The 26,699-nt window shown below is 60.3% G+C and carries 25 protein-coding genes; 8 read left to right on the top strand and 17 right to left on the bottom strand.

Features of this window, described 5'->3' with window-relative positions:
- Positions 1-98 precede the first annotated feature (98 nt).
- The 4 genes from sutA to glnK form a co-directional block, all read right to left on the bottom strand.
- Positions 99-422, bottom strand: coding sequence for a transcriptional regulator SutA (gene sutA / locus AB4O36_RS26895; protein WP_460119732.1), 324 nt, complete (start codon positions 420-422; stop codon positions 99-101).
- 101 nt (positions 423-523) lie between these two features.
- Complete coding sequence (locus AB4O36_RS26890) at positions 524-949, bottom strand: secondary thiamine-phosphate synthase enzyme YjbQ (protein ID WP_428273959.1); 426 nt, start codon at positions 947-949, stop codon at positions 524-526.
- Between the two features lie 216 nt (positions 950-1,165).
- Positions 1,166-2,503, bottom strand: a complete 1,338-nt coding sequence (locus AB4O36_RS26885) for an ammonium transporter (protein ID WP_460119730.1) — start codon at positions 2,501-2,503, stop codon at positions 1,166-1,168.
- 36 nt (positions 2,504-2,539) lie between these two features.
- The gene (glnK, locus tag AB4O36_RS26880; protein ID WP_002555808.1) at positions 2,540-2,878 is read right to left on the bottom strand and encodes a P-II family nitrogen regulator; all 339 of its coding nucleotides are present in this window, start codon (positions 2,876-2,878) and stop codon (positions 2,540-2,542) included.
- Between the two features lie 420 nt (positions 2,879-3,298).
- Between glnK and AB4O36_RS26875 the strand changes: the two genes are divergently transcribed.
- Positions 3,299-3,559, top strand: coding sequence for an accessory factor UbiK family protein (locus AB4O36_RS26875; protein ID WP_460119728.1), 261 nt, complete (start codon positions 3,299-3,301; stop codon positions 3,557-3,559).
- 443 nt (positions 3,560-4,002) lie between these two features.
- Here AB4O36_RS26875 and AB4O36_RS26870 read toward each other — a convergent pair whose 3' ends face one another.
- Together AB4O36_RS26870 and AB4O36_RS26865 are read right to left on the bottom strand one after the other, a co-directional pair.
- Positions 4,003-4,308, bottom strand: a complete 306-nt coding sequence (locus AB4O36_RS26870; protein ID WP_460140669.1) for a HigA family addiction module antitoxin — start codon at positions 4,306-4,308, stop codon at positions 4,003-4,005.
- An 8-nt stretch (positions 4,309-4,316) separates the two neighbouring features.
- Positions 4,317-4,595 carry a type II toxin-antitoxin system RelE/ParE family toxin gene (locus tag AB4O36_RS26865; RefSeq protein WP_460140668.1) on the bottom strand — a complete coding sequence of 93 codons (279 nt, stop codon included), beginning with the start codon at positions 4,593-4,595 and terminating at the stop codon, positions 4,317-4,319.
- Between the two features lie 266 nt (positions 4,596-4,861).
- Here AB4O36_RS26865 and AB4O36_RS26860 point away from each other — a divergent pair, with 266 nt between their 5' ends.
- A complete protein-coding gene (locus tag AB4O36_RS26860) occupies positions 4,862-6,355 on the top strand; it encodes a YifB family Mg chelatase-like AAA ATPase (RefSeq protein WP_460140667.1) in 1,494 nt (497 codons plus the stop codon).
- A gap of 111 nt (positions 6,356-6,466) precedes the next feature.
- On the opposite strand, the gene AB4O36_RS26855 is transcribed toward AB4O36_RS26860, so the two are convergent.
- Both AB4O36_RS26855 and AB4O36_RS26850 read right to left on the bottom strand, forming a co-directional pair.
- On the bottom strand, positions 6,467-8,443 hold the full coding sequence (locus tag AB4O36_RS26855) for a methyl-accepting chemotaxis protein (protein ID WP_460140666.1): 1,977 nt from the start codon (positions 8,441-8,443) through the stop codon (positions 6,467-6,469).
- A gap of 178 nt (positions 8,444-8,621) precedes the next feature.
- Positions 8,622-9,542, bottom strand: a complete 921-nt coding sequence (locus tag AB4O36_RS26850) for a LysR substrate-binding domain-containing protein (protein ID WP_460119722.1) — start codon at positions 9,540-9,542, stop codon at positions 8,622-8,624.
- Positions 9,543-9,700: 158 nt separating this feature from the next.
- Between AB4O36_RS26850 and AB4O36_RS26845 the strand changes: the two genes are divergently transcribed.
- Positions 9,701-11,098, top strand: coding sequence for a NorM family multidrug efflux MATE transporter (locus AB4O36_RS26845; protein ID WP_460119721.1), 1,398 nt, complete (start codon positions 9,701-9,703; stop codon positions 11,096-11,098).
- Between the two features lie 64 nt (positions 11,099-11,162).
- Here the strand turns inward: AB4O36_RS26845 and AB4O36_RS26840 are convergent, their stop codons facing one another.
- Complete coding sequence (locus AB4O36_RS26840; protein WP_460119719.1) at positions 11,163-12,836, bottom strand: putative bifunctional diguanylate cyclase/phosphodiesterase; 1,674 nt, start codon at positions 12,834-12,836, stop codon at positions 11,163-11,165.
- A gap of 264 nt (positions 12,837-13,100) precedes the next feature.
- Here AB4O36_RS26840 and rep point away from each other — a divergent pair, with 264 nt between their 5' ends.
- Positions 13,101-15,110 (top strand): DNA helicase Rep, encoded by a 2,010-nt coding sequence (rep, locus tag AB4O36_RS26835; RefSeq protein ID WP_460140665.1) that lies wholly within the window; start codon positions 13,101-13,103, stop codon positions 15,108-15,110.
- Between the two features lie 56 nt (positions 15,111-15,166).
- A complete protein-coding gene (locus AB4O36_RS26830) occupies positions 15,167-15,739 on the top strand; it encodes a xanthine phosphoribosyltransferase (protein WP_460119715.1) in 573 nt (190 codons plus the stop codon).
- 56 nt (positions 15,740-15,795) lie between these two features.
- On the opposite strand, the gene AB4O36_RS26825 is transcribed toward AB4O36_RS26830, so the two are convergent.
- From AB4O36_RS26825 to dadA, 6 genes are all read right to left on the bottom strand, one after another.
- Positions 15,796-17,718, bottom strand: a complete 1,923-nt coding sequence (locus AB4O36_RS26825; protein ID WP_460119713.1) for an acetyl-CoA hydrolase/transferase C-terminal domain-containing protein — start codon at positions 17,716-17,718, stop codon at positions 15,796-15,798.
- Positions 17,719-17,987: 269 nt separating this feature from the next.
- Complete coding sequence (locus tag AB4O36_RS26820) at positions 17,988-18,398, bottom strand: c-type cytochrome (protein ID WP_460142180.1); 411 nt, start codon at positions 18,396-18,398, stop codon at positions 17,988-17,990.
- A 181-nt stretch (positions 18,399-18,579) separates the two neighbouring features.
- Positions 18,580-19,128, bottom strand: a complete 549-nt coding sequence (locus tag AB4O36_RS26815; RefSeq protein ID WP_460119711.1) for a cupin domain-containing protein — start codon at positions 19,126-19,128, stop codon at positions 18,580-18,582.
- Positions 19,129-19,244: 116 nt separating this feature from the next.
- Positions 19,245-20,318, bottom strand: a complete 1,074-nt coding sequence (gene alr, locus AB4O36_RS26810) for an alanine racemase (RefSeq protein ID WP_460140664.1) — start codon at positions 20,316-20,318, stop codon at positions 19,245-19,247.
- Between the two features lie 104 nt (positions 20,319-20,422).
- Positions 20,423-20,776, bottom strand: a complete 354-nt coding sequence (locus AB4O36_RS26805) for a RidA family protein (protein WP_460119707.1) — start codon at positions 20,774-20,776, stop codon at positions 20,423-20,425.
- Positions 20,748-22,052, bottom strand: a complete 1,305-nt coding sequence (gene dadA / locus AB4O36_RS26800) for a D-amino acid dehydrogenase (protein WP_460119705.1) — start codon at positions 22,050-22,052, stop codon at positions 20,748-20,750. Before dadA ends, AB4O36_RS26805 begins: the two co-directional genes overlap by 29 nt.
- Before the next feature lie 155 nt (positions 22,053-22,207).
- Here dadA and AB4O36_RS26795 point away from each other — a divergent pair, with 155 nt between their 5' ends.
- Positions 22,208-22,696: an Lrp/AsnC ligand binding domain-containing protein gene (locus AB4O36_RS26795; RefSeq protein ID WP_003177284.1), complete on the top strand. Its 489-nt coding sequence runs from the start codon at positions 22,208-22,210 to the stop codon at positions 22,694-22,696.
- 166 nt (positions 22,697-22,862) lie between these two features.
- Here the strand turns inward: AB4O36_RS26795 and AB4O36_RS26790 are convergent, their stop codons facing one another.
- Positions 22,863-23,216 (bottom strand): YkgJ family cysteine cluster protein, encoded by a 354-nt coding sequence (locus tag AB4O36_RS26790; protein ID WP_460140663.1) that lies wholly within the window; start codon positions 23,214-23,216, stop codon positions 22,863-22,865.
- 149 nt (positions 23,217-23,365) lie between these two features.
- On the opposite strand from AB4O36_RS26790, the gene AB4O36_RS26785 reads away from it, so the two are divergent.
- Positions 23,366-24,658, top strand: coding sequence for an NAD(P)/FAD-dependent oxidoreductase (locus AB4O36_RS26785; RefSeq protein WP_460140662.1), 1,293 nt, complete (start codon positions 23,366-23,368; stop codon positions 24,656-24,658).
- Positions 24,659-24,782: 124 nt separating this feature from the next.
- Here AB4O36_RS26785 and AB4O36_RS26780 read toward each other — a convergent pair whose 3' ends face one another.
- Positions 24,783-25,028 (bottom strand): DUF1127 domain-containing protein, encoded by a 246-nt coding sequence (locus tag AB4O36_RS26780; protein WP_460140661.1) that lies wholly within the window; start codon positions 25,026-25,028, stop codon positions 24,783-24,785.
- A gap of 179 nt (positions 25,029-25,207) precedes the next feature.
- On the opposite strand from AB4O36_RS26780, the gene AB4O36_RS26775 reads away from it, so the two are divergent.
- A complete protein-coding gene (locus AB4O36_RS26775; protein ID WP_460119697.1) occupies positions 25,208-26,641 on the top strand; it encodes an aminotransferase-like domain-containing protein in 1,434 nt (477 codons plus the stop codon).
- The last annotated feature ends 58 nt before the right edge of the window (positions 26,642-26,699 follow it).

Raw genomic sequence — 26,699 nt, 5'->3', positions numbered from 1 at the left:
ATTTATCCCACAGGTATCTCCTACACAATGAGTTTTCTGTTCGCCCATGAAAAAGCCCGCAGCGACGGCGGGCTTTTTCAGCAAGCAAGGGGAGCGGCTCAGATAGGCCGGCTGCCGTACTTGTTGTCAGGCTTCTTGGGCGGATCGGCGACCACATTGGCCTCCACTTCCTGCACCCTGCCACCCCTGGCAAGGAACTCTTCCATGGCCTTGGCCAAGGCATCGCGCTCCTTGTTCTTGGCTTCCACGCTCGGCAGTTCATCGACCGACACTGCAGCCTTGGCTTTGCCTTTGGCGGTCGGAGCCGGCACGTCACCGCCGTCGTCTTCAGCGACGTCTTCGGCCGCTGCTTCCAAACCTTCTTCGGTTTCGTCGTCGTCGCCTACTTCGAGGTCGTCGTTTTCCAGATCATCGTCGCTCATGTTCTACCTCATGACTTGCGAAAAGCAGGTTAGTTATAGTCCAGCTTAGCCGTCTGTCGATGGCTGCCAGAAAAATTCAGTAACCGCTGGTGACCAGCGGTTTATGCCCCTTCACCGTACAAGGTGGCGAGGACTTTACGAGCACCGCCATGATCACGGTGCTCGCCCAGATAAACGCCTTGCCATGTCCCCAGCGCCAACCGGCCTGCCGAAATCGGCAAACTGAGCTGACAGCCAAGTACGCTGGCCTTGAAGTGCGCCGGGAGGTCGTCCAGGCCTTCGTCGTTATGCTCATAGCCGTCTGTGCCTTGTGGGATCAGACGATTGAAAAATCGTTCGAAGTCGCGACGTACCGCCGGATCGGCGTTCTCGTTGATGGTCAACGACGCCGAGGTATGCTGCAGCCACAAGTGCAACAGACCGACCCGGCATGCCTTGAGTTCAGGCAGGCCAGCGAGTAACTCGTCCGTTACCAGATGAAAGCCCCGGGGCCTGGCCCGCAGGGTAATCAGAGTCTGTTGCCACATACAGTTCTCCGCACGTTCGGGGCGCATTCTAGCGCGCTCTGTGAAAAAACAAAGGCCCCAATATTCCTTCAATTACGCAAGTGATCGGCTTGCAAAAAACGCTTGGCGCAAACGCCATCAAACATGTACGAAAAAACCTTTCAGCTGCCCCCTTACTGACAAATACCGGGCAAAAAAATGCCCGGCAAGCCGGGCAGTTTTTTTGTGGCGCGCGTCTTACAGGTTGTAGCCGCGCTCGTTGTGAAGGGCCAGGTCGATGCCCACGGCCTCTTCTTCTTCGGTGACACGCAAGCCCATGACAGCGTCCAGCACCTTGAGGATGATGTAGGTGACGATCGCTGTGTAGATAACGGTGAAGCCCACGCCTTTGCACTGGATCCAGACTTGTGCGGCGATGTCGGTCACGGTGCCGAAGCCACCCAGGGACGGGGCTGCGAACACACCGGTCAGGATGGCGCCGAGGATACCGCCGATACCGTGCACGCCGAAGGCGTCCAGGGAGTCGTCATAACCGAGTTTGCGTTTCAGGGTGGTGGCGCAGAAGAAGCACACCACGCCAGCGGCCAGGCCGATCACCAGGGCGCCCATTGGGCCTACTGTGCCCGCCGCCGGGGTAATGGCGACCAGGCCGGCAACCACACCCGACGCGATACCCAGTGCACTTGGTTTACCGTGGGTAATCCACTCGGCAAACATCCAACCCAGTGCAGCAGCAGCGGTAGCGATCTGGGTAACCAGCATCGCCATGCCCGCAGTGCCGTTGGCAGCAGCGGCGGAACCGGCGTTGAAACCAAACCAGCCAACCCACAGCATCGCAGCGCCCGTCAGGGTGTAACCCAGGTTGTGCGGAGCCATCGGGGTGGTCGGGAAGCCTTTACGCTTGCCGAGCACGATGCACGCCACCAGACCTGCGATACCGGCGTTGATGTGCACCACGGTGCCGCCAGCGAAGTCGAGTACGCCCCAGTCCCACATCAGGCCGCCGTTGCCGGACCAGACCATGTGCGCAATCGGTGCATAGACCAGGGTGAACCAGATGCCCATGAACACCAGCATCGCGGAGAACTTCATGCGCTCGGCGAAGGCACCGACGATCAGCGCCGGGGTGATAATGGCGAAGGTCATCTGGAAGGTGATGAACACGGCTTCCGGGAACAGCGCCGCCGGGCCGGTCAGGCTGGCTGGCGTGACACCGGCGAGGAAAGCCTTGCCCATGCCGCCGAAGAAGGAGTTGAAGTTGACGACGCCCTGCTCCATGCCGGTGGTGTCGAACGCGATGCTGTAGCCATAAATGACCCACAGGATGCTGATCAGGCCGGTAATGGCAAAGCACTGCATCAATACGGAAAGAATGTTTTTCGACCGAACCATGCCACCGTAGAACAGCGCGAGGCCGGGGATGGTCATGAACAGCACGAGGGCTGTGGAGGTCAGCATCCAGGCGGTGTCGCCGGAATTGAGGACAGGGGCTGCCACTTCGTCTGCCGCCATGGCCAGGCTTGGCATTACGATGGACAACAGGGCTCCTAGCCCTGCGAATTTACGCAGAGTCATATTGTTTTCTCCTGGGGCGTTGGGGTTTGGGGCGGCTTAGATTGCGTCGGTATCGGTTTCGCCGGTACGGATGCGAATCGCCTGTTCCAGATTCACCACGAAGATCTTGCCGTCACCAATCTTGCCGGTGTTGGCGGCCTTGGTTATCGCCTCGATAACCCGGTCGAGATCCTTGTCGTCAATGGCGACATCGATCTTCACCTTTGGCAGGAAATCGACCACGTACTCCGCGCCGCGATACAGCTCGGTGTGACCCTTCTGCCGACCGAAGCCTTTGACTTCAGTGACGGTAATGCCCTGCACGCCGATTTCGGACAACGACTCGCGCACGTCGTCCAACTTGAACGGCTTGATGATGGCAGTGACTAGCTTCATGAAAACTCTCTCCCGAATTGGTGGACTTGCCCCAGGAAAACAAACCCGTCTCAAGTCTAAGCGCAGTGCCTGGCTTTGTAACGCATCGTCGGCCTTTAACCTGCCCGCCCGACGCCAGCTAACCACTCCGCGCGAAACACTTCCCCCGTTCCGCTTGGCGCACTGCATTCGTCACAGCGACTGCATCAGTGCATGGGTTACTACCGACTAAGCAGAAAGCTTGCCATCTCGGCAAAAATCCCAAAATTCAATTGCTTGCCCCTGCCAGCTGGCGATTGCGCACAAATAGCCCGGCGCATACGCACAATAACGGTGCGATGCGGCCCGCCCGTATGCGCGAAAAACGTGCAGGACCCGTGGTCTAAATGAGCGCAACGCACTGCGTGATACACTGCCGGCCTCGATTACAGGACATCCACCATGCTCGCGCCCAAAGACTTCCTCGACGCCCTGACCGGCACCGCCTCTCGTCTCTTCAGCGGTGACACCCCGCTGCCCAAAAGCGAAATCGAAAGTCAGTTCAAGATGTTGCTGCAAAGCGCCTTCAGCAAACTGGACCTGGTGAGCCGCGAAGAATTCGACAGCCAGATGGTCGTCCTCGCCCGCACCCGCGCGCGCCTGGAAAGCCTGGAAGCCAAAGTCGCGGAAATGGAAGCAAAGCTGAACCCGCCCACCGAATAACCCTCTGTAGGAGCGGGCTTGCCCGCGATGAAGGTCGAAACGACCTTCATCTCCTCTGTAGGACTTGCCGCAGTCACGCTCCTCGCCCGCAAAGATCCCGGCAACGTCCTACGCAAATCTCATCCCCCGTCTGATTGCCCCCATAACCTCCGATTTATAAGCTCTCCCAATGCTGAATGTTTCAGCACCGGGTTTGGCGACCTGGAAGCTCAAGGTGCACCACCACCGTCCGAAAGCGGGTTTCCTCCCGAATGTTCGAGTCATGGCGGTTGTGCGTGGGGGACCCTCGAGTCTGCCGGATTCCTTTTGCTCCGGTTCGCCAGCCTGCGTACAACTGCCACCCAATCAATGTTGTACTCTGCGCGAATGACGCTGCCTCACGCGCTCAGAAGACAAAAAAGCCCCACGTTTTCGCGTGAGGCTCATTCAAATCCGGGCAATGATCAGGCGCAGTAGGCTAGCCGCGCAACCTGATCCCGAATCGCGGCACCCCGCTCGATTTCGGCTTTACGCAAATCGAAGGTCGATTGCAGGTTCAGCCAGAACTCGGGGGTCGTATCCAGACAGATCGAAAGCCTGATAGCCATGTCAGCACTGACGCCTCGGCGCTGGAGCACAATATCGTTCACCGTGGGTGTCGAAACGCCCAACGCCCTGGCCAGTGCTGCTGCCGTGAGGCTCAGAGGCTCCAGGTATTCCTCCTTGAGGATCTCACCAGGGTGAACCGGGCGCATACCATTCTTAGTCATGACTCACCTCAGTGATAATCGACGATTTCTACATGCTCTGGCCCGTTGGGACCCCAGACAAAGCAGATTCGCCATTGAGCATTGACGCGGATGCTGTGCTGACCCTTGCGACCTCCTTCCAATGCCTCCAGGCGATTCCCCGGCGGGGATCGAAGGTCCTTCAGCACAGCAGCAGCCTCAAGCATCGCCAGCTTTCGTTCCACGACACTCAAAATGGCAGGCCATGTCCGGGTCTTGCCATTGCGAAACAGGTACTCGGTCTCAGAACATCTAAAGCTAACGATCATAGTTTAAAGCTTAACGTTATGCATTAATCTCAAGTGTATTCTTCGTCTGCGCTCGCGCAAGGGGGTCGCCGCGTCTTTCCGGTATTTTAAGAAAAGGACTACCCGGCACAATTGAAACGAGCCACATAGCAACTCGGATTCAAATCGTCGAACCGCAACATCCTGCGAACATTCGTCCTCACCGCCCCCCTGGAAAACCCCCACCCCACGTCTACCCTTGAAAACAACCGCAGGAAGCGGCCCTTCGTTTAGCCCAAGGAACGACCATGTCCCTCTCCATCGTCCACAGCCGCGCCCAAATCGGCGTGGATGCGCCTGCCGTCACCGTCGAAGTTCACCTGGCCAACGGTTTGCCGTCGCTGACCATGGTCGGCCTGCCGGAAGCGGCGGTGAAAGAGAGCAAGGATCGGGTGCGCAGCGCGATCATCAATTCGGGGCTGCAGTTTCCGGCGCGGCGGATCACCTTGAATCTGGCGCCCGCAGACTTGCCCAAGGATGGTGGGCGCTTTGACTTGGCGATCGCCCTGGGGATTCTGTCGGCGAGTGTGCAGGTGCCCACCCTCACACTGGATGACGTGGAGTGCCTGGGTGAGCTGGCGTTGTCCGGTGAGGTGCGGCCGGTACGCGGGGTGTTGCCGGCGGCGCTGGCGGCGCGAAAAGCGGGACGGATGCTCGTTGTGCCTCGGGCGAATGCCGAGGAGGCATGCCTGGCGTCGGGGTTGCAGGTCATTGCGGTGGATCATCTGCTGCAAGCGGTGGCGCATTTCAACGGACATACGCCGGTCGATCCCTATGTTTCGGACGGTTTGATTCACGCCGCCAAACCCTATCCCGACCTCAACGAAGTGCAGGGCCAGTTGGCGGCCAAGCGTGCGCTACTGATCGCTGCCGCCGGAGCGCACAACCTGTTGTTCAGTGGTCCGCCCGGCACCGGCAAGACCCTGCTGGCCAGCCGCCTGCCGGGGCTGCTGCCGCCGCTGGCCGAACATGAAGCCCTGGAAGTGGCGGCCATTCAGTCGGTGGCCAGCGGCGCACCGCTGACCCACTGGCCACAGCGGCCGTTCCGCCAGCCACACCACTCGGCGTCCGGGCCGGCGCTGGTCGGTGGCAGTTCAAAACCGCAGCCGGGGGAAATCACCCTCGCCCACCATGGCGTCTTGTTTCTCGATGAATTACCGGAGTTCGATCGCAAGGTATTGGAGGTTCTACGCGAGCCATTGGAATCCGGGCACATCGTGATTTCCCGGGCGCGGGAGCGGGTGCGCTTTCCAGCACGCTTCCAGTTGGTGGCGGCGATGAACCCTTGCCCTTGTGGGTATCTGGGCGAGCCCAGCGGCAAATGCAGTTGCACCCCGGACATGGTGCAGCGCTACCGCAACAAACTGTCGGGGCCGCTGCTGGATCGTATTGATTTGCACCTGACCGTCGCCCGCGAGGCAACCGCGTTGAGCCCTGCTGTAAGAGCGGGCGATGACAGCAGCAGAGCCTCTGCCCTGGTTGCGGAGGCGCGGGGGCGGCAACTGAAACGCCAGGGGTGTGCGAATGCCTTTCTTGATTTGCCGGGGCTGCGGCGGCATTGCGGGTTATCCACAGCCGACGAGCACTGGCTGGAAACGGCTTGCGAACGACTGACCCTGTCGCTGCGCTCAGCGCATCGGCTGCTCAAGGTGGCGCGCACATTGGCCGACCTTGAGCAGGTTGAGGAGATCACGCGGGAACATCTGGCCGAGGCGTTGCAGTATCGGCCGGCGACTCAATAGGGCTTGGGTTGAGTCGCCCCCAATTGCGAGCAGGCTCGCTCCCCCAGTAGATCTACATACTTCGGACCCTGTGGGAGCGGGCTTGCTCGCGATAGCTATTTCAGCCGTACCTCAACGAAACCGGTCAACCTCCGAGCGCAGATCCGCCGCCAGTTTCTCCAGCTCCTTCGCCGTGACAGCCAGGTTCGCCACCACTTCGCGTTGTTCGCTGTTGGCCAGCGCAATGCTCTGCAGGTTGCTGCTGAGCAACGTCGCTGTGCTGCTCTGTTCCTGGGTCGCGGTGGTAATTGCGGCGAACTGTTGACCGGCCGAGCGGCTTTGCTCGTCAATCCGCGCCAGTGCCGAGGCGACGTTGGCGTTGCGTGAAAGACCTTCCTGCATCAGCACGTTGCCCTGCTCCATGGTGCTGATGGCGTTGCCCGTTTCCTGCTGGATGCTCTGGATCATGCCGGAAATCTCGTCGGTTGCCTGACGAGTGCGGGACGCCAGGTTGCGCACCTCATCCGCCACCACGGCAAAACCGCGTCCTTGCTCGCCGGCACGGGCTGCTTCGATGGCTGCGTTGAGCGCCAGAAGGTTGGTTTGCTCGGCAATGGAGGTAATGGTGCCGACGATGCCGCCGATTTCCTGCGAGCGCTGCCCCAAGGTATTGATCACCGACGCCGTGCTGTTCAACGCACCGGCAATCTGCTCCAGCGAAGAAGACGCTTCGTCCATGGACGTACGACCGATCTGGGTTTGCTGGGCGTTCTCCTGGGCCAGTCGTTGGGTATTGCCCATGTTGTCGGCAATGTTCAGCGAGGTGGCACTGAACTCCTCTACGGCACCGGCCATGCTGGTGATCTCGCCCGACTGCTGCTCCATCCCTTCATAAGCACCGCCGGACAGGCCGGACAACGCCTGGGCACGGCTGTTGACCTCTTGCGAGGACTTGCGAATGTGCTCGACCATGGTCGACAGCGCCTGGCTCATCTGGTTGAACGCACGGGCCAGTTGACCTATTTCGTCATTGCTCGACACATTCAGACGAACGCTCAGGTCACCGGCACCCAGGGCTTCAGCCTGACGTACCAGATCGCTCAGTGGCGCAAGTTTGCTGCGCAGCAGCCAGACTGCCGAACCCACGGCAATCAGCATCGCCAGCAAGCTACCAATGGCCAGCTGAATACCGACGCTCCAGGTCACCGCGCTGATTTCCTCCTGCGGCATGCTGGCGACAACCGACCATGGACCATCCTCGAAGGGCACCGCGACGCTGTAGAAGTCTTCCGAGGTGTCGCTCCAGAAACCGCCATCACTTGGCGTCTTCGCCAGATTTACGATGGCCGGGGCGGCTTTGTCCAGGGCTTGCACACCGGCAATCGGCACCAGCCAATTGTTTTTCTCGTCGAGCAGCGCCAGCGATCCGGTCTGGCCAATACGGAAACGCTTGAGGTTGGCAAACTGGGCGTTCTGCGCGTCGGTGTAGTCAAAACCTACGTACAGCACGGCGATCACCTTCCCGGCGCTGTCGCGCACCGGGGTGTATTGCGACATGTAGTAACGCTCAAACAACAGGGAGCGGCCAACAAAGCTCTGCCCCGACATCAAGCGAGCGTAAGCCGGGTTGGCATGATCGAGGATGGTGCCGATGGCACGGGTACCGTCCTGCTTCGTGACGTTGGTGCTGACGCGAATGAAATCCTCACCGTTGCGCACGAAGACCGTGGCCACGCCGGCGGTCATCTGCTTGAACTCGTCCACTTCCTTGAAGTTGTTGTTGAGCACTTCGTTACCCAGGTGCAGGCCAGGCGTCTGAGTGCCTGCCACGTTGAACTGTTCATCCGGGTGGACGCTCAGGCCGCCCGCGAAGCGCTTCTCGAACAGACCCGCCAGGCGCTGGGTACTTTCACGCAACGTGCTGTGGAAAGTAGTCAACTGATCGGCCAGCAAACGGGCTTCGCTGGCCAGGTGTTCCTCGCGTGTGGCGAGGTTGGCAGTGTCCAGCGAACGCAGGGCGAACAAGGTACTACCGGTGATAACGATTGCCAGGATCACAGCTAGCGCAAGGCCAAGCTGTGAGGCAATTCGAGCACGAGGTTGAGACATGACTGCTCCTGGCCGGGCGCCCTCCTCCTTGATTGGCTGCCCAGCAATTTTTCTAATAATGGGAATTGCGTGAAACCTGCACGAGGGTTCCACAATGATACTTTCGGCCTAAAAACCTAATACTTGAGTGGTTATCTCGGATACCGCGCAAGGCCGTGGTAGAGCAGGCTCTAACGATTCAGCGCAAGCGCTCTACGGCGGGCATTTTCATGGCTCGGACCTCGTTTTGCAGAAAATCGCCGAGCCTGCGCAAACGTTCACCTCCCGGTCGGGTTTTCGGCCAAACGAGGTAATAATTCTCACCACTGGCGACGGCAGTGGGCCACGGCAAACTCAGTCGCCCCTGCGCCACATCCTCAGCCACCATCAGCAGGTCGCCCATCGACACGCCGTAACCCCGGGCAGCGGCAATCATGCCCAGCTCCAACGTATCGAATACCTGGCCGCCCTTGAGCGACACCTGATCGGACAGCCCCATACGGTCCAGCCAACTGCGCCAGTCACGCCGGTCCGGCGTCGGGTGCAGCAGTTCAGCCTGAGCCAGGCGCTCGACATCCCACGGCTGGTCGTTGAGAAGATTCGGCGCGCCCACGGGGATCAGTTCTTCGGCAAACAACAGCCTGGCTTCCCAATCGGGTGGAAATTGCCCGTTACCCAGTATCACCGCGCAGTCGAAGGGCTCATGGTTGAAGTCCACCGAATCGATGTCCATCCACGCGCTGGTCAGTTGCACCTCGTTGCCCGGTTGCAGGTGGCGGAAGCGGCTGAGCCGCGCCAGCAACCAGCGCATGGTCAGGGTGGAAGGGGCTTTCATGCGCAGGATGTCATCTTCGGCCTGCAAGGTCTGACAGGCCCGCTCCAGCGCGGTAAAACCTTCGCGGATACCCGGCAGGATCAACCGCGCCGACTCGGTCAGTTGCAGGTGGCGACCGCTACGATGAAACAACCGGCAGGCAAAATGCTCTTCCAGAGTACGAATGTGTCGGCTGACCGCACTTTGCGTGATCGACAGTTCTTCAGCGGCGCGGGTAAACGAACTGTGACGCGCCGCCGCTTCGAATGCACGAAGGGCATACAACGGGGGAAGGCGACGAGACATGCGTAAAGCTCCTACAACGTAATCCCATAAACTTATCAGAAAGATCCCAAGATGAGTTTAAGTCATGCTACTCATCCTATTTATCCCTTTGTGCAAACCTCGCAAAGCGCCGAAAATCGACCCTTTCCTCTACTACCTGACTGTCGGGCGTGATAACAATGAAACATCCAGTGCGTTCAGAACTCTGGGCCATCCTGCGGCTGGCGGGGCCGTTGATTGCCTCGCAGCTGGCGCACATGCTGATGGTGCTCACCGACACCCTGATGATGGCGCGTATCAGTCCCGAGGCGTTGGCGGGTGGCGGACTCGGTGCGGCCACCTATTCATTTGTTTCGATTTTTTGCATCGGCGTGATTGCAGCGGTGGGCACACTGGTGTCGATCCGTCACGGCGCTGGCGATATCGTCGGCGCGGCGCGGCTGACCCAGGCCGGTTTGTGGCTGGCCTGGCTGATGGCGCTGGTGGCTGGGTTACTGCTATGGAACCTCAAACCCGTTCTGATCCTGTTCGGCCAGACCGAGACCAACGTGCAACTGGCCGGGCAGTTTCTGTTGATCCTGCCTTTCGCCCTGCCCGGCTACCTCAGCTTCATGGCCCTTCGCGGCTTCACCAGCGCCATTGGCCGCGCGACACCGGTGATGGTCATCAGCCTTGCCGGCACCGTTGCCAACTTCGTGCTCAACTACGCGTTGATCACCGGGATGTTTGGTCTGCCGAAAATGGGCCTGGTGGGTATTGGCCTGGTCACGGCGATTGTTGCCAACCTGATGGCTTTGGCGTTGGCGTGGCATATCCGGCGGCACCCGGCCTACGACGCCTATCCATTGCGCCAGGGACTGTCGCGACCCAACCGTCAGTACCTCAAAGAGATGTGGCGCCTGGGTCTGCCGATTGGCGGCACTTACGCGGTGGAGGTCGGGCTGTTTGCGTTCGCGGCGTTGTGCATGGGAACCATGGGCAGCACGCAACTGGCTGCGCACCAGATTGCGTTGCAGATCGTTTCGGTAGCATTCATGGTCCCGGCGGGCATGTCCTACGCCATCACCATGCGCATCGGCCAGCACTACGGGGCCGGGCAATTGCAGCATGCCCGGATGTCCGGACGGGTCGGCATCGCTTTCGGTGCGGTGGCAATGCTGTGCTTTGCCATGGTGTTCTGGCTGTTGCCCAATCCGTTGATCGGTCTGTTCCTGGACCACAACGATCCGGCCTTCCGCCCGGTCATCGAACTGGCCGTCAGCCTGCTGGCTGTGGCGGCCTGGTTCGAGCTGTTCGACGGCACGCAAACCATCGCGATGGGATGCATTCGCGGGCTTAAAGACGCCAAAACCACCTTCCTGGTCGGGCTCGGTTGCTACTGGCTGATCGGCGCGCCTGCCGCGTGGTGGATGGCGTTCCATCTGAACTGGGGCCCGACGGGCGTCTGGTGGGGCTTGGCACTGGGCTTGGCCTGTGCGGCAGTGACGTTGACGCTGGCGTTCGAGTGGAAGATGGAGCGGATGATTCGACGGGAGTCGGCGTCCACAGACGGCTTTGCGAACGCTCAGACTGAGTGAGATTTACTGTTGGATAATATCCCCTGTGGGAGCGAGCAAGCCCGCTCCCACATTCGGTCAGTGTTTAACCCACAATCTCCAACGCCGGCTGCTGACTGCTGCCAAAGCTCAGATAATCCACCAACTCAGCCAACGGGAGCGGCTTGCTGATCAGATATCCCTGCACCTGATCGCAACCAAAGCCACGCAACAATTCCAGTTGCTCCGGCGTTTCCACCCCTTCGGCGACGACTTCCAGATTGAGGTTGTGCGCCAGGTTGATCATCGCGTGGACCAGCTTGCGGTTTTCCTCGCGCTCCTCCATGCCGCCGACAAAGCTCTTGTCGACCTTGAGCAGCGCAATTGGCAGGCTGTTGAGGTGCACGAAGGACGAGAATCCGGTCCCGAAATCGTCGAGCGAAAAACGCACGCCCAGGCGACCCAGGGCATCCATGGTCTGTTGAACAAGGTCGCTGCGACGCATGACCGCTGTTTCAGTCAACTCGAACTCCAGCCACTGCGCTTCGACGCCACGCTCGGCAATCAACCGGCTCAGGGTCGACAGCAACTGACTGTCCTGGAACTGTCGGAACGACAGGTTGATGGCCATGTGCAGGGCTGGCAAGCCACGCTCGCGCAGCACTTGCATGTCACGCAAGGCACGGGAAATCACCCAGTAACCCAGCGGCACGATCAAGCCGCTTTGCTCGGCCAGCGGCACGAACTCACTCGGTGGAAGCAAGCCGCGCTCGGCGTGACGCCAGCGCACGAGGGCTTCGAGGCCGACGATCTGGCCGTCCTCAAGGTTCATGCGTGGCTGGTAATGCAGCTCCAGCTCATCGCGACGCAAGGCCCGGCGCAGCTCGCTTTCAAGGTCGGCCATGCTGCGGGCATTGCGATTGATGCGCTCGTTGAAGATGTGAAAGGTGCAGCCCTGGGTGCTTTTGGCCTGCTGCATGGCGATGTGCGCGTGCCACATCAGCGGGTCCGCGCCAGCCTGGGCGCGAGCGTGGGCAATGCCCAGGCTGGAGCCGATCAACAGGCTTTCGCCGTCGACCCAGTAAGGTTCAGCCAAGGCTTCGGTGATGCGCTCGGCCATCCACTCGGCACGTTGGGGTGCACGGCGGGTGTCGATCAGCAAGGCGAACTCGTCACTGCCCAGGCGTGCCAGTTGATCGCCGGCTTCGAGCTGGCTTTTCAGGCGCGCGACCACTTGCAGGATCAGCCGGTCGCCGGCCTGATGACCCAGCGCGTCGTTGGCATGACGGAAGTTGTCGAGGTCGAGATGCCCCAAGGCCACGCCGCGGCCTTCGTTTTCCGCCAGTCGCGCGGCCAGCAGGGTCTGGAAGCCCTGGCGGTTGGCGATGCCGGTCAAAGGGTCCTGTTCGGCCAGGCGTTGCAGGGTGTTTTCCAGCAAGCCGCGCTCGCGCACATGCCGCAGGCAGCGGCGCAGCATGCCCGAGTCAAGATGGTCGCGCACCAACCAGTCGCTCACGCCATCGGGCGGCAGTTGCGGCTCCTGTTCGAGCAGCAACACCGTCGGCAAATTGCACCGCCCCGGCGCCGGTTGAAGGGCCGGTACCGTCAACAACACCGCACTGCGGTTGTCATCGAACAGCGTGCTGACCGATTCCCAGCTCGGAGCGCTGATGAGCACGGCCGAGCTCCCCATCGGAGCCAGGCACTCGCGCAACAACGCTGCCCACGCTGGCTCTTCGGCCAGTAGCAGCAAACGCAAGGGTTCGACAGGCGTAGACAAGCTTGCTCCCTAGACTCTGCAATGATGTAGGCGGCTGGCATTATGCCGTGCTGACAACCAATGACCAAACGACATCAGTTATCAAACGAGCGCCTTGTATCCGGAATTACGTACATTAGACGCAAATTCTTCGCGCATCCTGCGTGAAAGTATCAAAACCGGCAAATATGAATCGCGTGTTACGTCACAAGTCGGACAGAGCAGCACAATTCTGTGAGCCTGTTAAAATGCCGGCCCATTTTCTGACTGACCCCTGACAGACCTATGTCCCGACTCAATCCCCGGCAGCAAGAAGCCGTGAACTACGTCGGCGGCCCTCTTTTGGTGCTCGCCGGTGCAGGCTCCGGCAAGACCAGTGTAATCACGCGCAAGATCGCCCACCTGATCCAGAACTGCGGCATTCGCGCGCAGTACATCGTCGCCATGACGTTCACCAACAAGGCCGCGCGCGAGATGAAGGAGCGGGTCGGCACCCTGCTACGTGCGGGTGAGGGCCGGGGCCTGACGGTGTGCACGTTCCACAACCTGGGCCTGAACATCATTCGCAAGGAACACGTGCGACTGGGCTACAAGCCCGGGTTTTCGATCTTTGACGAGACTGACGTCAAGGCTCTGATGACCGACATCATGCAGAAGGAATACTCGGGCGACGACGGCGTGGACGAGATCAAGAATATGATCGGCGCCTGGAAAAACGACCTGATCCTGCCGGCCGTGGCCCTGGAAAACGCGCGCAACCCCAAGGAGCAGACCGCTGCGATCGTCTACACCCACTATCAACGCACGCTCAAGGCGTTCAACGCGGTGGACTTCGACGACCTGATCCTGCTGCCGGTGAAGCTGTTCGAAGAGCACGCCGACATTCTGGAAAAGTGGCAGAACAAGGTGCGCTACTTGCTGGTGGACGAATACCAGGACACTAACGCCAGCCAATACCTGCTGGTGAAAATGCTGATTGGCAAGCGCAACCAGTTCACCGTGGTAGGCGACGACGACCAGTCGATCTATGCCTGGCGCGGCGCACGCCCGGAAAACCTGATGTTGCTCAAGGAAGACTACCCGTCCTTGAAAGTGGTGATGCTGGAGCAGAACTACCGCTCCACCAGCCGCATTTTGCGCTGCGCCAACGTGCTGATTTCGAACAACCCGCACGAATTCGAAAAGCAGTTGTGGAGTGAGATGGGCCACGGCGACGAAATCCGCGTGATCCGGTGCCGCAACGAAGACGCCGAAGCCGAGCGCGTGGCCATGGAAATCCTCAGCCTGCACTTGCGCACCGACCGGCCATACAGCGATTTCGCCATTCTGTATCGCGGTAACTATCAGGCCAAGCTGATCGAGTTGAAGTTGCAACATCACCAGGTGCCCTACCGTCTCTCGGGTGGCAACAGCTTCTTCGGCCGTCAGGAAGTCAAAGATCTGATGGCCTATTTCCGCCTGATCGTGAACCCGGACGACGACAACGCCTTCCTGCGGGTCATCAACGTCCCGCGCCGGGAAATCGGTTCGACCACCCTGGAAAAACTCGGCAACTACGCCACCGAACGCAAGATTTCGATGTACGCCGCCACCGATGAAATCGGCCTGGGCGAGCATCTGGACAGCCGCTTCACTGATCGCCTGTCGCGCTTCAAGCGCTTCATGGACAAAGTCCGCGAGCAATGCGCGGGCGAAGACCCGATTTCTGCGCTGCGCAGCATGGTCATGGACATCGACTACGAGAACTGGCTGCGCACCAACAGTTCCAGTGACAAGGCGGCGGACTACCGGATGAGCAACGTCTGGTTTCTGATCGAGGCCTTGAAGAACACCCTGGAAAAAGACGAAGACGGCGAAATGACCGTCGAAGACGCCATCGGCAAGCTCGTCCTGCGTGACATGCTGGAACGCCAGCAGGAAGAGGAAGACGGCGCCGAAGGCGTGCAGATGATGACCTTGCATGCGTCCAAGGGCCTGGAATTCCCCTACGTGTTCATCATGGGCATGGAAGAGGAAATCCTCCCGCACCGCTCCAGCATCGAAGCCGACACCATCGAAGAAGAACGGCGCCTGGCTTACGTGGGGATTACCCGCGCTCGCCAGACACTGGCGTTCACCTTCGCCGCCAAGCGCAAGCAATACGGCGAGATCATCGATTGCGCACCGAGTCGCTTCCTCGATGAGCTGCCGCCGGACGACCTGGCTTGGGAAGGCAACGACGACACCCCGACCGAAGTCAAAGCCGTTCGGGGCAATTCCGCATTGGCAGATATACGCGCGATGTTAAAGCGCTAGAATTGACCATTTTCACTAGACCTTCGGCGCCAATGGCGTCAAATGAGGACAGCTTCATGGAAGCCCTGCACAAGAAAATCCGCGAAGAAGGCATCGTGCTTTCCGACCAGGTCCTGAAAGTCGATGCCTTTCTGAACCACCAGATCGACCCGGCCCTGATGAAGCTGATCGGTGACGAATTCGCCGCATTGTTCAAGGATTCGGGCATCACCAAGATCGTCACCATCGAAGCCTCGGGCATTGCCCCCGCGATCATGACCGGCCTGAACCTTGGCGTTCCGGTGATTTTTGCACGCAAGCACCAGTCCCTGACCCTGACTGAAAACCTGCTGTCGGCGACCGTGTACTCGTTCACCAAGCAGGTCGAGAGCACCGTGGCCATCTCCCCACGCCACCTGACCAGCAGCGACCGCGTGCTGATCATCGACGACTTCCTGGCCAACGGTAAGGCGTCCCAGGCGCTGATCTCGATCATCAAGCAGGCCGGCGCCACCGTGGCAGGCCTGGGGATCGTGATCGAGAAGTCGTTCCAGGGTGGCCGTGCCGAGCTGGATGCCCAGGGTTATCGCGTTGAGTCGCTGGCGCGGGTGAAGTCGCTGGCGGATGGGGTTGTGACCTTCATCGAGTGATGACGGAACCTGTGGGAGCGGGCTTGCTCGCTCCCACAGTTGTTTTGTATTGACCGTTACTGCGCGGTGGCCTTGAGGCCCGTGAGCAACAGCCGCTGAAACAGTTCCTCCTTCAACCCCTCCGGCTGCGTCAGCCCCATGCGCTCCAGATGCTCTGGAAAAGCCCCGGCCTCAGGTGCATCCAGCGCCGCCTTGCCCAACTCCAGAATTTCGGTGAGCTTGAACTTGCTCTTCAGCCAGTTCAGCGCCCGCAGCAGATCGCGCTCCTGCGCAGTGAAATCACAGCCCAGCGGATACTCCGGAAACAGCTGCGGATGCCGCGCAGCAATGGCCTGCAAGCGCTCGGGAGTGTTGTCGGCAAAGCGAGGATCGATGCGGAAAGACTTTGGCAACTTGCCGGCTTTCTGAGCCTGCTCGATAAGCCCGGGCTGGAAGCGGGAATCGCTGATGTTCAGCAAGGCCTCAATCACCGCTGAATCGGTCTGGCCGCGCAGATCGGCGATGCCGTACTCGGTGACCACGATGTCCCGCAAGTGCCTTGGGATGGTGCAATGCCCGTACTCCCAGACGATGTTGGAACTGACGTCACCGCCCGCCTCGCGCCAGCTGCGCAACAGCAGGATCGAGCGCGCGCCTTCCAATGCGTGGCCCTGGGCAACGAAGTTGTATTGCCCGCCCACGCCGCTGAGCACCCGACCGTCCTCGAGCTGATCGGCCACTCCGGCGCCGAGCAGGGTCATGGTGAATACCGTATTGATAAAGCGCGCATCGAGGCGCTGTAAACGCTTGAGTTCTTCCTGACCATAGAGCTCGTTGATGTAACTGATGCGGGTCATGTTGAATTCGCGACGCTTGCTCTGGGGTAACTCACGCAAACGCTCGTAGAAACTGCGCGGGCCGAGGAAGAAACCGCCATGCACCGAGATCCCATCGGGTTGCGCCGCTTCATCGAGGGTGCCGGCATTCGCCCGGAGCTGGGTCGGCACATCAGGGTAGACCTTGCGCCGCACGATACCGGCCTCGGCCAGCACCAGCAGGCCGTTGACGAACATTTCGCTGCAGCCGTAGAGGCCCTTGGCGAAGGGCTCGAGCCCGCCTTCTCGTTTGATCAACTGCGCCCACTGGCTGAGGTTCACATCGTCCAGTAACGCCTTGTAACCCTGGTTATCCGCCTGCCGCGCCAACAATGCGGCCGTCAACGCGTCACCCATGGCGCCGATGCCTATCTGCAACGTCCCGCCGTCACGCACCAGCGTACTGGCGTGCAGGCCAATCAAATGATCCTGGAAACCCACCGGCATGTTGGGCGTAGAGAACAGTGTGGTGTTGTCCTTCTCGTCGATCAGCAGGTCAAATGCATCGATGCCGACTTCCGCGTCACCGGGCATGTAGGGCAAGTCGCCATGCACCTGGCCCACCAGCAGAACGGTCTCCCCGGACGCCCGGCGCTTGTCGATCATCGGCATCAGGTCGAGGGTGATGTCCGGGTTGCAGCTCAGGCTCAGGCGATCCGGGTGGTCAGCATCACTGGCGACCATTTGCGCCACCAGGTTCAAACCGGCGGCATTGATGTCCCGCGCGGCATGGCTGTAGTTGCTGCTGACGTAATCCTGCTGCGCAGTGACGCTGTGCAACAGGCTGCCAGGCTGCATGAAGAATTGCTGGATGTGGATGTTGGACGGCAAATCGTCCTTGCGCAGGCCCACCAGGAAATCCAGCTCCGGGTAGTCACCAAACACACGCTCAATAAAGGGCTCAAGAAAGCGCTTCTGCAACCCATCGCCCAACGCCGGCCGGCCCAGGCAAAGCGCGGTATAGATCGTCAGCCGCCGCTCGGGCAACTGCGCTATCCGCTGGTACAGCGCGTTGACGAATGGATTGGGCTTGCCCAGCCCCAGCGGCAGGCCCATGTGGATATGCGCCGGCAACCGGGCCAACACCTCATCAACCGCTTGCTCGATAGAACACAGCTGCACCATCTGATCCTCCCTTGGCATTTGGGTTGGACCGAGATTGACGGGTCTTTGCTGCATTGAACAGTGTTGAATGGGCAATCACATACCATGGACACCGCCGCCCCTGTGGGAGCGGGCCTGCCCGCGAAAGCGGTGTGCCAGATATGTTGTTGCCGGATGTGCCGACGTCTTCGCGGGCAAGCCCGCTCCCACAGGAACATGAAGGCGGATGGTGAAATTTCGGGCCCAAAAAAGCCGCTCGAAAGCGGCTTTTTGTGCAAGAGACGGGCGTATTACAGGCCGGACATCTCTTTGATTGCGCCCTTGAGCTCATCGTCGGAGCAGTCGGCGCAGGTGCCTTTAGGCGGCATGGCGTTGATGCCTGTGATGGCCTTTGCCAGGATGCCGTCGAGGCCGCCCTGGTGGTCGGCGCGCTCTTTCCAGGCAGCCTTGTCGCCGATTTTCGGCGCGCCCAGCAGGCCGGTACCGTGGCAAGCGTTGCAGTGTTTGGCAATGACGTCTTTGGGTGCCTTGGCACCACCACCGCCAGTCGCCGCAGCGACTTCCATGCCCTTGCATTCCTGACCGGTCACGCAGACCTTGCCGACAGGCTCGATGCGTTTGACGATTTCGTCGTTGGTCGCAGCTTGAGCGCTGGCAGCCCATAGGGCCAATACGGTTGCTGGTACAGCCAGCATTTTCATAATTAGGTTCACGCGTTCACCCTCATGGTGGCTAGTCACGCCTACGGCCACGGTTCGCAGGCGGGCGCAAGTATAACGGTTAGCCCGTCGCACTGAAACAACCCCAAAGTCGAAGGGGTCTTGTTGCACCACGGAAAAACCCTTCGGGTGCCGCTGCCATGCTGGCAGGACGCCTCTTCTGTTAGAAATTCGCCGGTGTAGCTGCGCTGATTAGTCGCGCCGGCGCGTCGAACGGATTGCGGAAACGATGCGGCTTGGTACTCTCAAAGTAGTAGCTATCGCCGGCCTCAAGCACAAAAGTTTCCAGCCCGACCACCAGCTCCAGCCGCCCTTCCACCAGAATTCCGGTTTCCTCGCCCTCATGGGTGAGCATTTCTTCGCCAGTATCAGCGCCCGGTGGGTACACCTCGGTAAGGAATGCGATGGCCCGGCTCGGATGAGCGCGGCCGACCAGTTTCATGGTCACGGCGCCATCGGAGATGTCGATCAGCTCGTTGGCTTTGTAGACGATCTGGGTCGGGACTTCCTGCAGGATCTCTTCGGAAAAGAACTCGACCATGGACATGGGTATCCCGCCCAGGACCTTGCGCAGCGAACTGATCGAGGGGCTCACGCTGTTTTTCTCGATCATCGAAATGGTGCTATTGGTGACGCCCGCGCGTTTGGCGAGTTCACGCTGCGAAAGGCCTTTGAGCTTACGGATGGATTGCAGTCGTTCACCGACGTCCAAGGCAGGAGCCTCCAGGAATCATGTTGTAGGAATATTGAGCGTCATCATGGCGACAGCGTTCAGTATTTACAACACTTGGGGGCCGATCCCGCCCTGGCGGATCGAGAGACGATGTTTCAATCCCCGGAATAGAGCACTGGCACCCGGCGCAGGTTGCAGAAGATCTGGTAGGGAATCGTCTCGGCCGCGGCAGCAACGTCGCTAGCCAGGATGTTCTTGCCCCACAACTCTACGGTCGATCCCAGGCCCGACTGCGCAACATCGGTCAAGTCGATGCACAGCATGTCCATCGACACCCGGCCAATCAACCGGCTGCGCTGCCCCGCCACCAAAACCGGCGTGCCCGTCGGTGCCTGGCGCGGATAACCATCGGCGTAGCCCATGGCAACCACGCCAACGCGCATTGGCTTGTCGGTGATGAATCGGGCGCCGTAACCGATCGGCTCGCCGGCCGGCAGTTCACGCACGCAGATCACTTTCGATTCCAGGGTCATCACCGGCTGCAGGCGCGATGCCACGGCGTTGGATTCCTCGAACGGCGTGGTGCCGTAGAGCATGATCCCCGGACGGACCCAATCGCTGGGGATCTGCGGCCAACCGAGAACCGCCGGTGAGTTGCGCAGGCTGATTTCGGCTGACAAGCCCTGCCGCGCCGCTTCGAACACCGCCACTTGCTCAATGCTGGCCTGGCTGTGGAGTTCATCGGCGCGAGCGAAATGGCTCATCAATACGATCTTTGCCACCTTGCCGCTGGCCAGCAAACGCTGGTATCCGGCCTGATAGTCCCTGGGATGCAGGCCAACCCGGTGCATACCCGAATCGAGCTTGAGCCAGACAGTGATTGGCTTGCTCAGGGTGGCTTTTTCAATGGCTTCGAGCTGCCACAGCGAATGCACCACACACCAGAAATCGTGCTCGACGATCAACGGCAGTTCGTCGGCTTCGAAAAAACCTTCCAGCAACAACACCGGCGCCCGGATGCCCGCGGCTCGAAGCTCCAGCGCTTCTTCGATGCACGCCACGGCAAAACCGTCCGCTTCGGCTTCCAGCGCCTGGGCGCAGCGCACCGCACCATGGCCGTAGGCGTCGGCCTTGATCACCGCGAGCGCGCGGGCGCCAGTGGTTTCACGGGCAATGCGGTAGTTGTGACGCAGGGCTTGGAGGTCGATCAGGGCACGGGCTGGGCGCATGGCGGCAGGCTTCTGGGCGGTCGTGGAAATAAAAACCGGCGCTGGCTGATGGCGTTAGACCACCAACAGCACCGGGAGAGGGATCGTTGTATTGGCGCGAACGTTTACGGCAGCGCGGCGACCACCGACAGTTCCACCAGGATCTGCGGCTCACACAATTTCGCTTCAACGGTGGCACGGGCCGGGGCTACGCCTTTTGGCAGCCAGGTGTCCCACACCGAGTTCATGCCGGCGAAGTGCGCGTCGATGTCCTTCAGGTAAATCGTTACCGACAGCAATCGGCTTTTGTCGGTCCCGGCCAGATCCAGCATGCGCTCGATGTTGGCCAGGGTCTCCCGGGTTTGCTGCTCAATCCCGGCGTTCATGTCGTCGCCTACTTGCCCCGCCAGGTAAACGGTGCCCCCATGGACAACGATCTGGCTCATGCGCTCATTGGTGAGCTGGCGCTGGATTGACATGCTTTGCGGTCTCCTGAATTTTGCTGCCATAACGGGAAATATCGAGGCCTTCGGCACTGATCTGCGGAGTTTTCTTCGCCATCAGATCGGCCAGCAAGCGACCGGAACCGCAAGCCATGGTCCAGCCAAGCGTACCGTGTCCGGTGTTCAGGAACAGGTTACCAAACGGGGTCGCACCCACGATTGGCGTGCCATCCGGCGTGGTCGGACGCAGGCCGGTCCAGAAACTGGCCTCGGCCAGATTGCCGCCCTGAGGATAAAGGTCGTTGACGATCATCTCCAGGGTTTCGCGTCGACGCGGGTTCAGCGACAGGTCAAAACCGGCGATTTCCGCCATGCCGCCCACGCGGATGCGGTTGTCGAAGCGGGTGATCGCGACCTTGTAGGTCTCGTCCAGGATGGTCGAAGTCGGGGCCATCGCCGGATTGGTGATTGGCACGGTCAACGAGTAACCCTTGAGCGGGTACACCGGCGCGCGGATGCCCAATGGCTTGAGCAGTTGCGGCGAGTAGCTGCCGAGCGCCAACACGTAACGATCGGCAGTTTCCAGCTTGCCGTCGATCCAGACGCCGTTGATGCGATCACCGGCGTAATCGAGACGCTGGATGTCCTGGTCGAAACGGAATTCCACGCCGAGTTTCACGGCCATTTCGGCGAGGCGCGTGGTGAACATCTGGCAGTCGCCGGTCTGGTCGTTCGGCAGGCGCAAGGCACCGGCGAGGATGTCCGTGACGTTGGCCAGGGCCGGTTCTACACGGGCAATGCCTTCACGGTCGAGCAATTCGAATGGCACACCCGACTCTTTCAAAACGGCGATGTCTTTTGCGGCGCCATCGAGTTGAGCCTGGGTACGGAACAGTTGGGTAGTCCCCAGGCTGCGGCCTTCGTAGGCAATACCGGTTTCCGCCCGCAATTCGTCCAGGCAGTCGCGGCTGTACTCGGACAGACGGACCATGCGCTCCTTGTTCACCGCATAACGGCTGGCGGTGCAGTTACGCAGCATCTGCGCCATCCACAGGTACTGGTCGATGTCGGCGGTAGCCTTGATGGCCAGCGGGGCGTGGCGCTGCAACAGCCACTTGATGGCCTTGAGCGGCACGCCTGGGGCGGCCCACGGTGAGGCATAACCCGGCGATACCTGGCCGGCGTTGGCAAAACTGGTCTCCATGGCGGCAGCCGGCTGACGATCCACCACCACCACTTCAAACCCGGCACGCGCCAGATAATAAGCACTGGTGGTACCGATGACGCCGCTACCCAAGACCATAACGCGCATGTTGTATCCCTCATCGCGGCACGCCGCTGACGTTTGTTGTTCAGACCGTAGATGTGGGCAGTGTAAAAAAGTTTAGCCAGTGCATTTCACTATATAAGCGCCTATATTTGGCGACAATTCTCGGCAAAAACGCTTTTCACGGAGGCGCATCCCCTATGCGTACCAACACACAGACAAAACGTGAGCTGGACAAGATCGACCGCAACATCCTGCGGATCCTGCAAGCGGACGGACGTATTTCCTTCACTGAGCTTGGGGAAAAGGTCGGGCTGTCCACCACGCCCTGTACCGAGCGGGTTCGGCGCCTGGAGCGCGAAGGAATCATCATGGGCTACAACGCCCGGCTCAACCCGCAGCACCTCAAGGGCAGTCTGCTGGTGTTCGTTGAGATCAGTCTCGACTACAAGTCTGGCGATACTTTCGAAGAATTCCGGCGCGCCGTGCTGAAACTACCTCACGTGCTGGAATGCCATCTGGTGTCAGGGGACTTCGACTACCTGGTGAAGGCGCGGATTTCCGAGATGGCCTCGTACCGCAAATTGCTGGGCGACATCCTGCTCAAGCTGCCGCATGTACGCGAGTCCAAGAGCTATATCGTGATGGAAGAGGTGAAGGAGAGCTTGAGCTTGCCGATTCCGGATTGAGTTTTTGCGGGGCCTGTCAGGACCTCATCGCGGCGGTTCGACGCCTCGACAAGCCCGCTCCCACAGGGTTTGCTGTGAACACAGATCCTGTGACCGACGCAAAATACTGTGGGAGCGGGCTTGCTCCGGGCGGCGTTCCGACGATGCAGGCGACTCGGTCCAAAGGCTAGACCAACACCTGCCGATTCCCCGCCATGTACTCGAACACCTGCGTCTCCACCCGAGGATGAATCAACTCCGCCGGCCGCCGCCCATTCGGGCATGGCAGCGTTTTGGTCGTGCCGAACAACCGACAGATCAGCGGGCGCTCCTCATACACCGTGCAGCCATTTGGCCCCAGGTGCACACAGTTGAGCTCCTCCATCGCCGCGTCCTGCTCGGCGCGGGTCTTGCGCGGCAGGCGGGACATTTCTTCGGGCGAAGTCGTCACCGGTCCGCAACAGTCATGGCAGCCGGGTACGCACTCGAACGAGGGAATTTGCTGACGCAGCTCGCGGATCTTCTGACTGTTGCAACTCATCCAGGTACGGACCCCAAAAACTGTATAGAACCAGGATTTTGCCGCAAACACCCCCACCCCGTCTGCCTTAACCGACCCATGTTGCCCGTATTGGAAGGCGCGGCTTATGCTCCGCCAAATTGATCAGGACCCGAATCAGGATGAAGCCCATGAACGCCGGTGCCCAGCACGCCGCCTCCTATTACGCCGCCAGCAGCGTGTCTCAGCCCGACTATCCAGCGCTGACGGGTGAGGTGGTGGCGGATGTGTGCGTGGTCGGTGGTGGGTTTTCCGGCCTGAACACCGCGCTGGAACTGGCCGAGCGCGGCCTCGATGTGGTGCTGCTCGAGGCCCGCAAGGTGGGCTGGGGCGCCAGCGGGCGCAATGGCGGGCAATTGATCCGCGGCGTCGGCCATGGCCTCGATCAGTTCGCCAACGTGATCGGCTCGGAGGGCGTGCGTGAGATGAAACTCATGGGCCTGGAGGCAGTGGAAATCGTGAGGCAGCGCGTCGAGCGATTTCAGATCCCTTGCGACTTGACCTGGGGTTACTGCGACCTCGCCAACAAACCCCGCGACCTGGAAGGCTTTGCCGAAGACGCCGAAGAACTGCGCAGCCTGGGTTACAGGTATGAAACCCGACTGCTGCAAGCGGGTGAAATGCACACGGTGGTGGGTTCAGATCGTTATGTTGGCGGCCTCATCGACATGGGCTCGGGGCATTTGCATCCGTTGAACCTGGCGCTGGGTGAAGCGGCCGCCGCACAGCAACGGGGCGTGAAGCTGTTCGAGCAGTCAGCCGTGACCGGCATCGATTACGGCCCCGAAGTCAAAGTACGCACCGCCCAGGGCTCGGTACGCGCCAAGACCCTGGTGCTGGGCTGCAACGCCTACCTCAACCAGCTCAACCCTCAACTGAGCGGCAAAGTGCTGCCCGCCGGCAGCTACATCATCGCCACCGAACCCTTGAGCGAGGAGCAGGCTCACGCGCTGCTGCCGCAGAACATGGCGGTCTGTGACCAGCGGGTGGCGCTGGATTACTACCGACTCTCGGCGGATCGGCGCTTGCTGTTCGGGGGCGCCTGCCATTATTCAGGGCGAGATCCGAAGGATATCGCAGCGTACATGCGCCCGAAGATGCTTGAGGTGTTCCCGCAACTGGATGGGGCGAGGATCGACTATCAATGGGGCGGGATGATTGGCATCGGCGCCAATCGCCTGCCACAGATCGGCCGGCTCAAGGATCAACCCAATGTCTATTACGCCCAGGCGTATTCCGGCCATGGGGTGAACGCCACACACCTGGCGGGCAAGTTGCTGGCCGAGGCCATCAGCGGCCACCACAGTGGAGGGTTCGATCTGTTTGCCAAGGTGCCACACATGACGTTTCCTGGTGGCCGGCATTTACGCTCGCCGTTGTTGGCGCTGGGGATGTTGTGGCATCGGCTAAAGGAGTTGGTCTGACAGATTTTTGGTGACTGTATCGGCCCCATCGCGGGCAAGCCCGCTCCCACAATGGTCCGGTGTATACAGATCCACTGTGGGAGCGGGCTTGCCCGCGATGGGGCCGGTACAAACAACATCAAAATCAGATCCGCCAAAAAGGCTTCAACCCCTCCTCCAACGCCTGTTCCCGGCTCAAGCCAATGTCCTTGAGCTGCGCCGGCGTCAGGTCGAGCAATGCCTTGCGCGTGTGCAGACGTTGCCGGAACAGGGCCCAGCGGCTGAGGCCCGACGCGGCGTTGCGCATGGGCACCTCGCGCGCATCGTTTTTCTGCCCTGCCTCCAGTTCCTGACTGCGTAACGTCAGCCGCACATCGCTCAAGCCGTTCATGTTGATTGCTCCTGTTTACTTGGGTAGCCAGAGGTTTCATGATGCGTGGGTGAGCAAAAGCATTACAGATCCAATACACAGGTATTAATTCCATACAGATTTGCCGGTTCCGCCACTGAATCAGCATTTTTGGCTCGATCTGTACTGGTCAGCCGATTCACCCACCTTGAGACTGCGCCATGACCCTGTACGTAAACCTCGCCGAATTGCTCGGCACGCGTATCGAACAAGGCTTCTATCGTCCCGGTGACCGGCTCCCCTCGGTGCGGGCCTTGAGCGTGGAGCACGGGGTCAGCCTGAGCACGGTGCAACAGGCCTATCGGGTACTGGAAGACAGCGGGCTGGCGATGCCCAAACCCAAGTCAGGTTATTTCGTGCCGGTTGGCCGTGAGTTGCCGGAATTGCCGGCGATTGGCCGCCCGGCGCAGCGCCCGGTGGACATTTCGCAGTGGGATCAAGTGCTGGAACTGATCCGCGCCGTACCCCGCAAGGACGTGGTGCAACTGGGTCGCGGCATGCCGGACATCACCACGCCCACCATGAAGCCGCTGCTGCGCAACCTCGCGCGCATCAGTCGCCGACAGGACATGCCGGGGCTGTATTACGACAACATCCACGGTTCCCTGGAGCTGCGCGAACAGATCGCCCGTTTGATGCTCGATTCAGGCTGCCAGTTGACCGCCAACGATCTGGTGGTCACCACCGGTTGCCACGAAGCGCTGTCCACCAGCATCCGCGCGATCTGCGAGCCGGGCGACATCGTTGCCGTCGACTCGCCGAGCTTTCATGGCGCCATGCAGACGCTCAAGGGCTTGAACATGAAAGCCCTGGAAATCCCCACCGACCCACTCACCGGGATCAGCCTCGATGCCCTGGAACTGGCCCTGGAGCAATGGCCGATCAGGGCCATACAGTTGACCCCCAACTGCAATAACCCGCTGGGCTACATCATGCCGGAGTCGCGCAAACGTGCCCTGCTGACCCTGGCACAGCGCTTCGACGTGGCGATTATCGAAGATGATGTGTATGGCGAATTGGCTTACAACTACCCGCGACCGCGCACCATCAAATCCTTCGACGAAGATGGCCGCGTCCTTCTTTGCAGTTCATTTTCCAAGACCCTGGCCCCCGGCCTGCGCATTGGCTGGGTTGCACCGGGCCGCTATCTTGAGCGGGTACTGCACATGAAGTACATCAGCACGGGTTCCACCGCGCCGCAACCGCAGATTGCCATTGCCGAATTTCTCAAGGCCGGTCACTTTGAACCGCATTTAAGGCGGATGCGCACGCAATACCAGCGCAATCGCGACATGATGATTGATTGGGTCAGCCGCTATTTCCCCGCCGGCACTCGGGCAAGCCGTCCCCAGGGCAGCTTCATGCTGTGGGTGGAGCTACCCGATGGCTTCGACACCTTGAAACTCAATCGCGCGCTGCACGACGAAGGCGTACAGATTGCCGTGGGCAGCATCTTTTCCGCCTCGGGCAAGTATCGTAATTGCCTGCGGATGAACTACGCTGCCAAGCCAACACCGCAGATCGAAGAAGCGGTGCGCAAGGTGGGCGCAGCAGCCATCAAACTGCTCGCGGAAAATGACAGCTTCACTGACTGACTTTTTCGCTTTAATCAGCGTCCATATGCCGACACCCGCCGCCATTCGGAACGATCCT

This window comes from Pseudomonas sp. S2_E01 (genome assembly GCF_054668365.1).
This window is presented reverse-complemented; position numbering and strand designations above follow the sequence as displayed.

Coding starts and splice junctions, on each gene's coding strand:
- sutA (WP_460119732.1), bottom strand. CDS start 422: ATGAGCGACGATGATCTGGAAAACGACGACCTCGAAGTAGGCGACGAC.
- AB4O36_RS26890 (WP_428273959.1), bottom strand. CDS start 949: ATGTGGCAACAGACTCTGATTACCCTGCGGGCCAGGCCCCGGGGCTTT.
- AB4O36_RS26885 (WP_460119730.1), bottom strand. CDS start 2,503: ATGACTCTGCGTAAATTCGCAGGGCTAGGAGCCCTGTTGTCCATCGTA.
- glnK (WP_002555808.1), bottom strand. CDS start 2,878: ATGAAGCTAGTCACTGCCATCATCAAGCCGTTCAAGTTGGACGACGTG.
- AB4O36_RS26875 (WP_460119728.1), top strand. CDS start 3,299: ATGCTCGCGCCCAAAGACTTCCTCGACGCCCTGACCGGCACCGCCTCT.
- AB4O36_RS26870 (WP_460140669.1), bottom strand. CDS start 4,308: ATGACTAAGAATGGTATGCGCCCGGTTCACCCTGGTGAGATCCTCAAG.
- AB4O36_RS26865 (WP_460140668.1), bottom strand. CDS start 4,595: ATGATCGTTAGCTTTAGATGTTCTGAGACCGAGTACCTGTTTCGCAAT.
- AB4O36_RS26860 (WP_460140667.1), top strand. CDS start 4,862: ATGTCCCTCTCCATCGTCCACAGCCGCGCCCAAATCGGCGTGGATGCG.
- AB4O36_RS26855 (WP_460140666.1), bottom strand. CDS start 8,443: ATGTCTCAACCTCGTGCTCGAATTGCCTCACAGCTTGGCCTTGCGCTA.
- AB4O36_RS26850 (WP_460119722.1), bottom strand. CDS start 9,542: ATGTCTCGTCGCCTTCCCCCGTTGTATGCCCTTCGTGCATTCGAAGCG.
- AB4O36_RS26845 (WP_460119721.1), top strand. CDS start 9,701: ATGAAACATCCAGTGCGTTCAGAACTCTGGGCCATCCTGCGGCTGGCG.
- rep (WP_460140665.1), top strand. CDS start 13,101: ATGTCCCGACTCAATCCCCGGCAGCAAGAAGCCGTGAACTACGTCGGC.
- AB4O36_RS26830 (WP_460119715.1), top strand. CDS start 15,167: ATGGAAGCCCTGCACAAGAAAATCCGCGAAGAAGGCATCGTGCTTTCC.
- AB4O36_RS26825 (WP_460119713.1), bottom strand. CDS start 17,718: ATGGTGCAGCTGTGTTCTATCGAGCAAGCGGTTGATGAGGTGTTGGCC.
- AB4O36_RS26820 (WP_460142180.1), bottom strand. CDS start 18,398: ATGAAAATGCTGGCTGTACCAGCAACCGTATTGGCCCTATGGGCTGCC.
- alr (WP_460140664.1), bottom strand. CDS start 20,318: ATGCGCCCAGCCCGTGCCCTGATCGACCTCCAAGCCCTGCGTCACAAC.
- AB4O36_RS26805 (WP_460119707.1), bottom strand. CDS start 20,776: ATGTCAATCCAGCGCCAGCTCACCAATGAGCGCATGAGCCAGATCGTT.
- dadA (WP_460119705.1), bottom strand. CDS start 22,052: ATGCGCGTTATGGTCTTGGGTAGCGGCGTCATCGGTACCACCAGTGCT.
- AB4O36_RS26795 (WP_003177284.1), top strand. CDS start 22,208: ATGCGTACCAACACACAGACAAAACGTGAGCTGGACAAGATCGACCGC.
- AB4O36_RS26790 (WP_460140663.1), bottom strand. CDS start 23,216: ATGAGTTGCAACAGTCAGAAGATCCGCGAGCTGCGTCAGCAAATTCCC.
- AB4O36_RS26785 (WP_460140662.1), top strand. CDS start 23,366: ATGAACGCCGGTGCCCAGCACGCCGCCTCCTATTACGCCGCCAGCAGC.
- AB4O36_RS26780 (WP_460140661.1), bottom strand. CDS start 25,028: ATGAACGGCTTGAGCGATGTGCGGCTGACGTTACGCAGTCAGGAACTG.
- AB4O36_RS26775 (WP_460119697.1), top strand. CDS start 25,208: ATGACCCTGTACGTAAACCTCGCCGAATTGCTCGGCACGCGTATCGAA.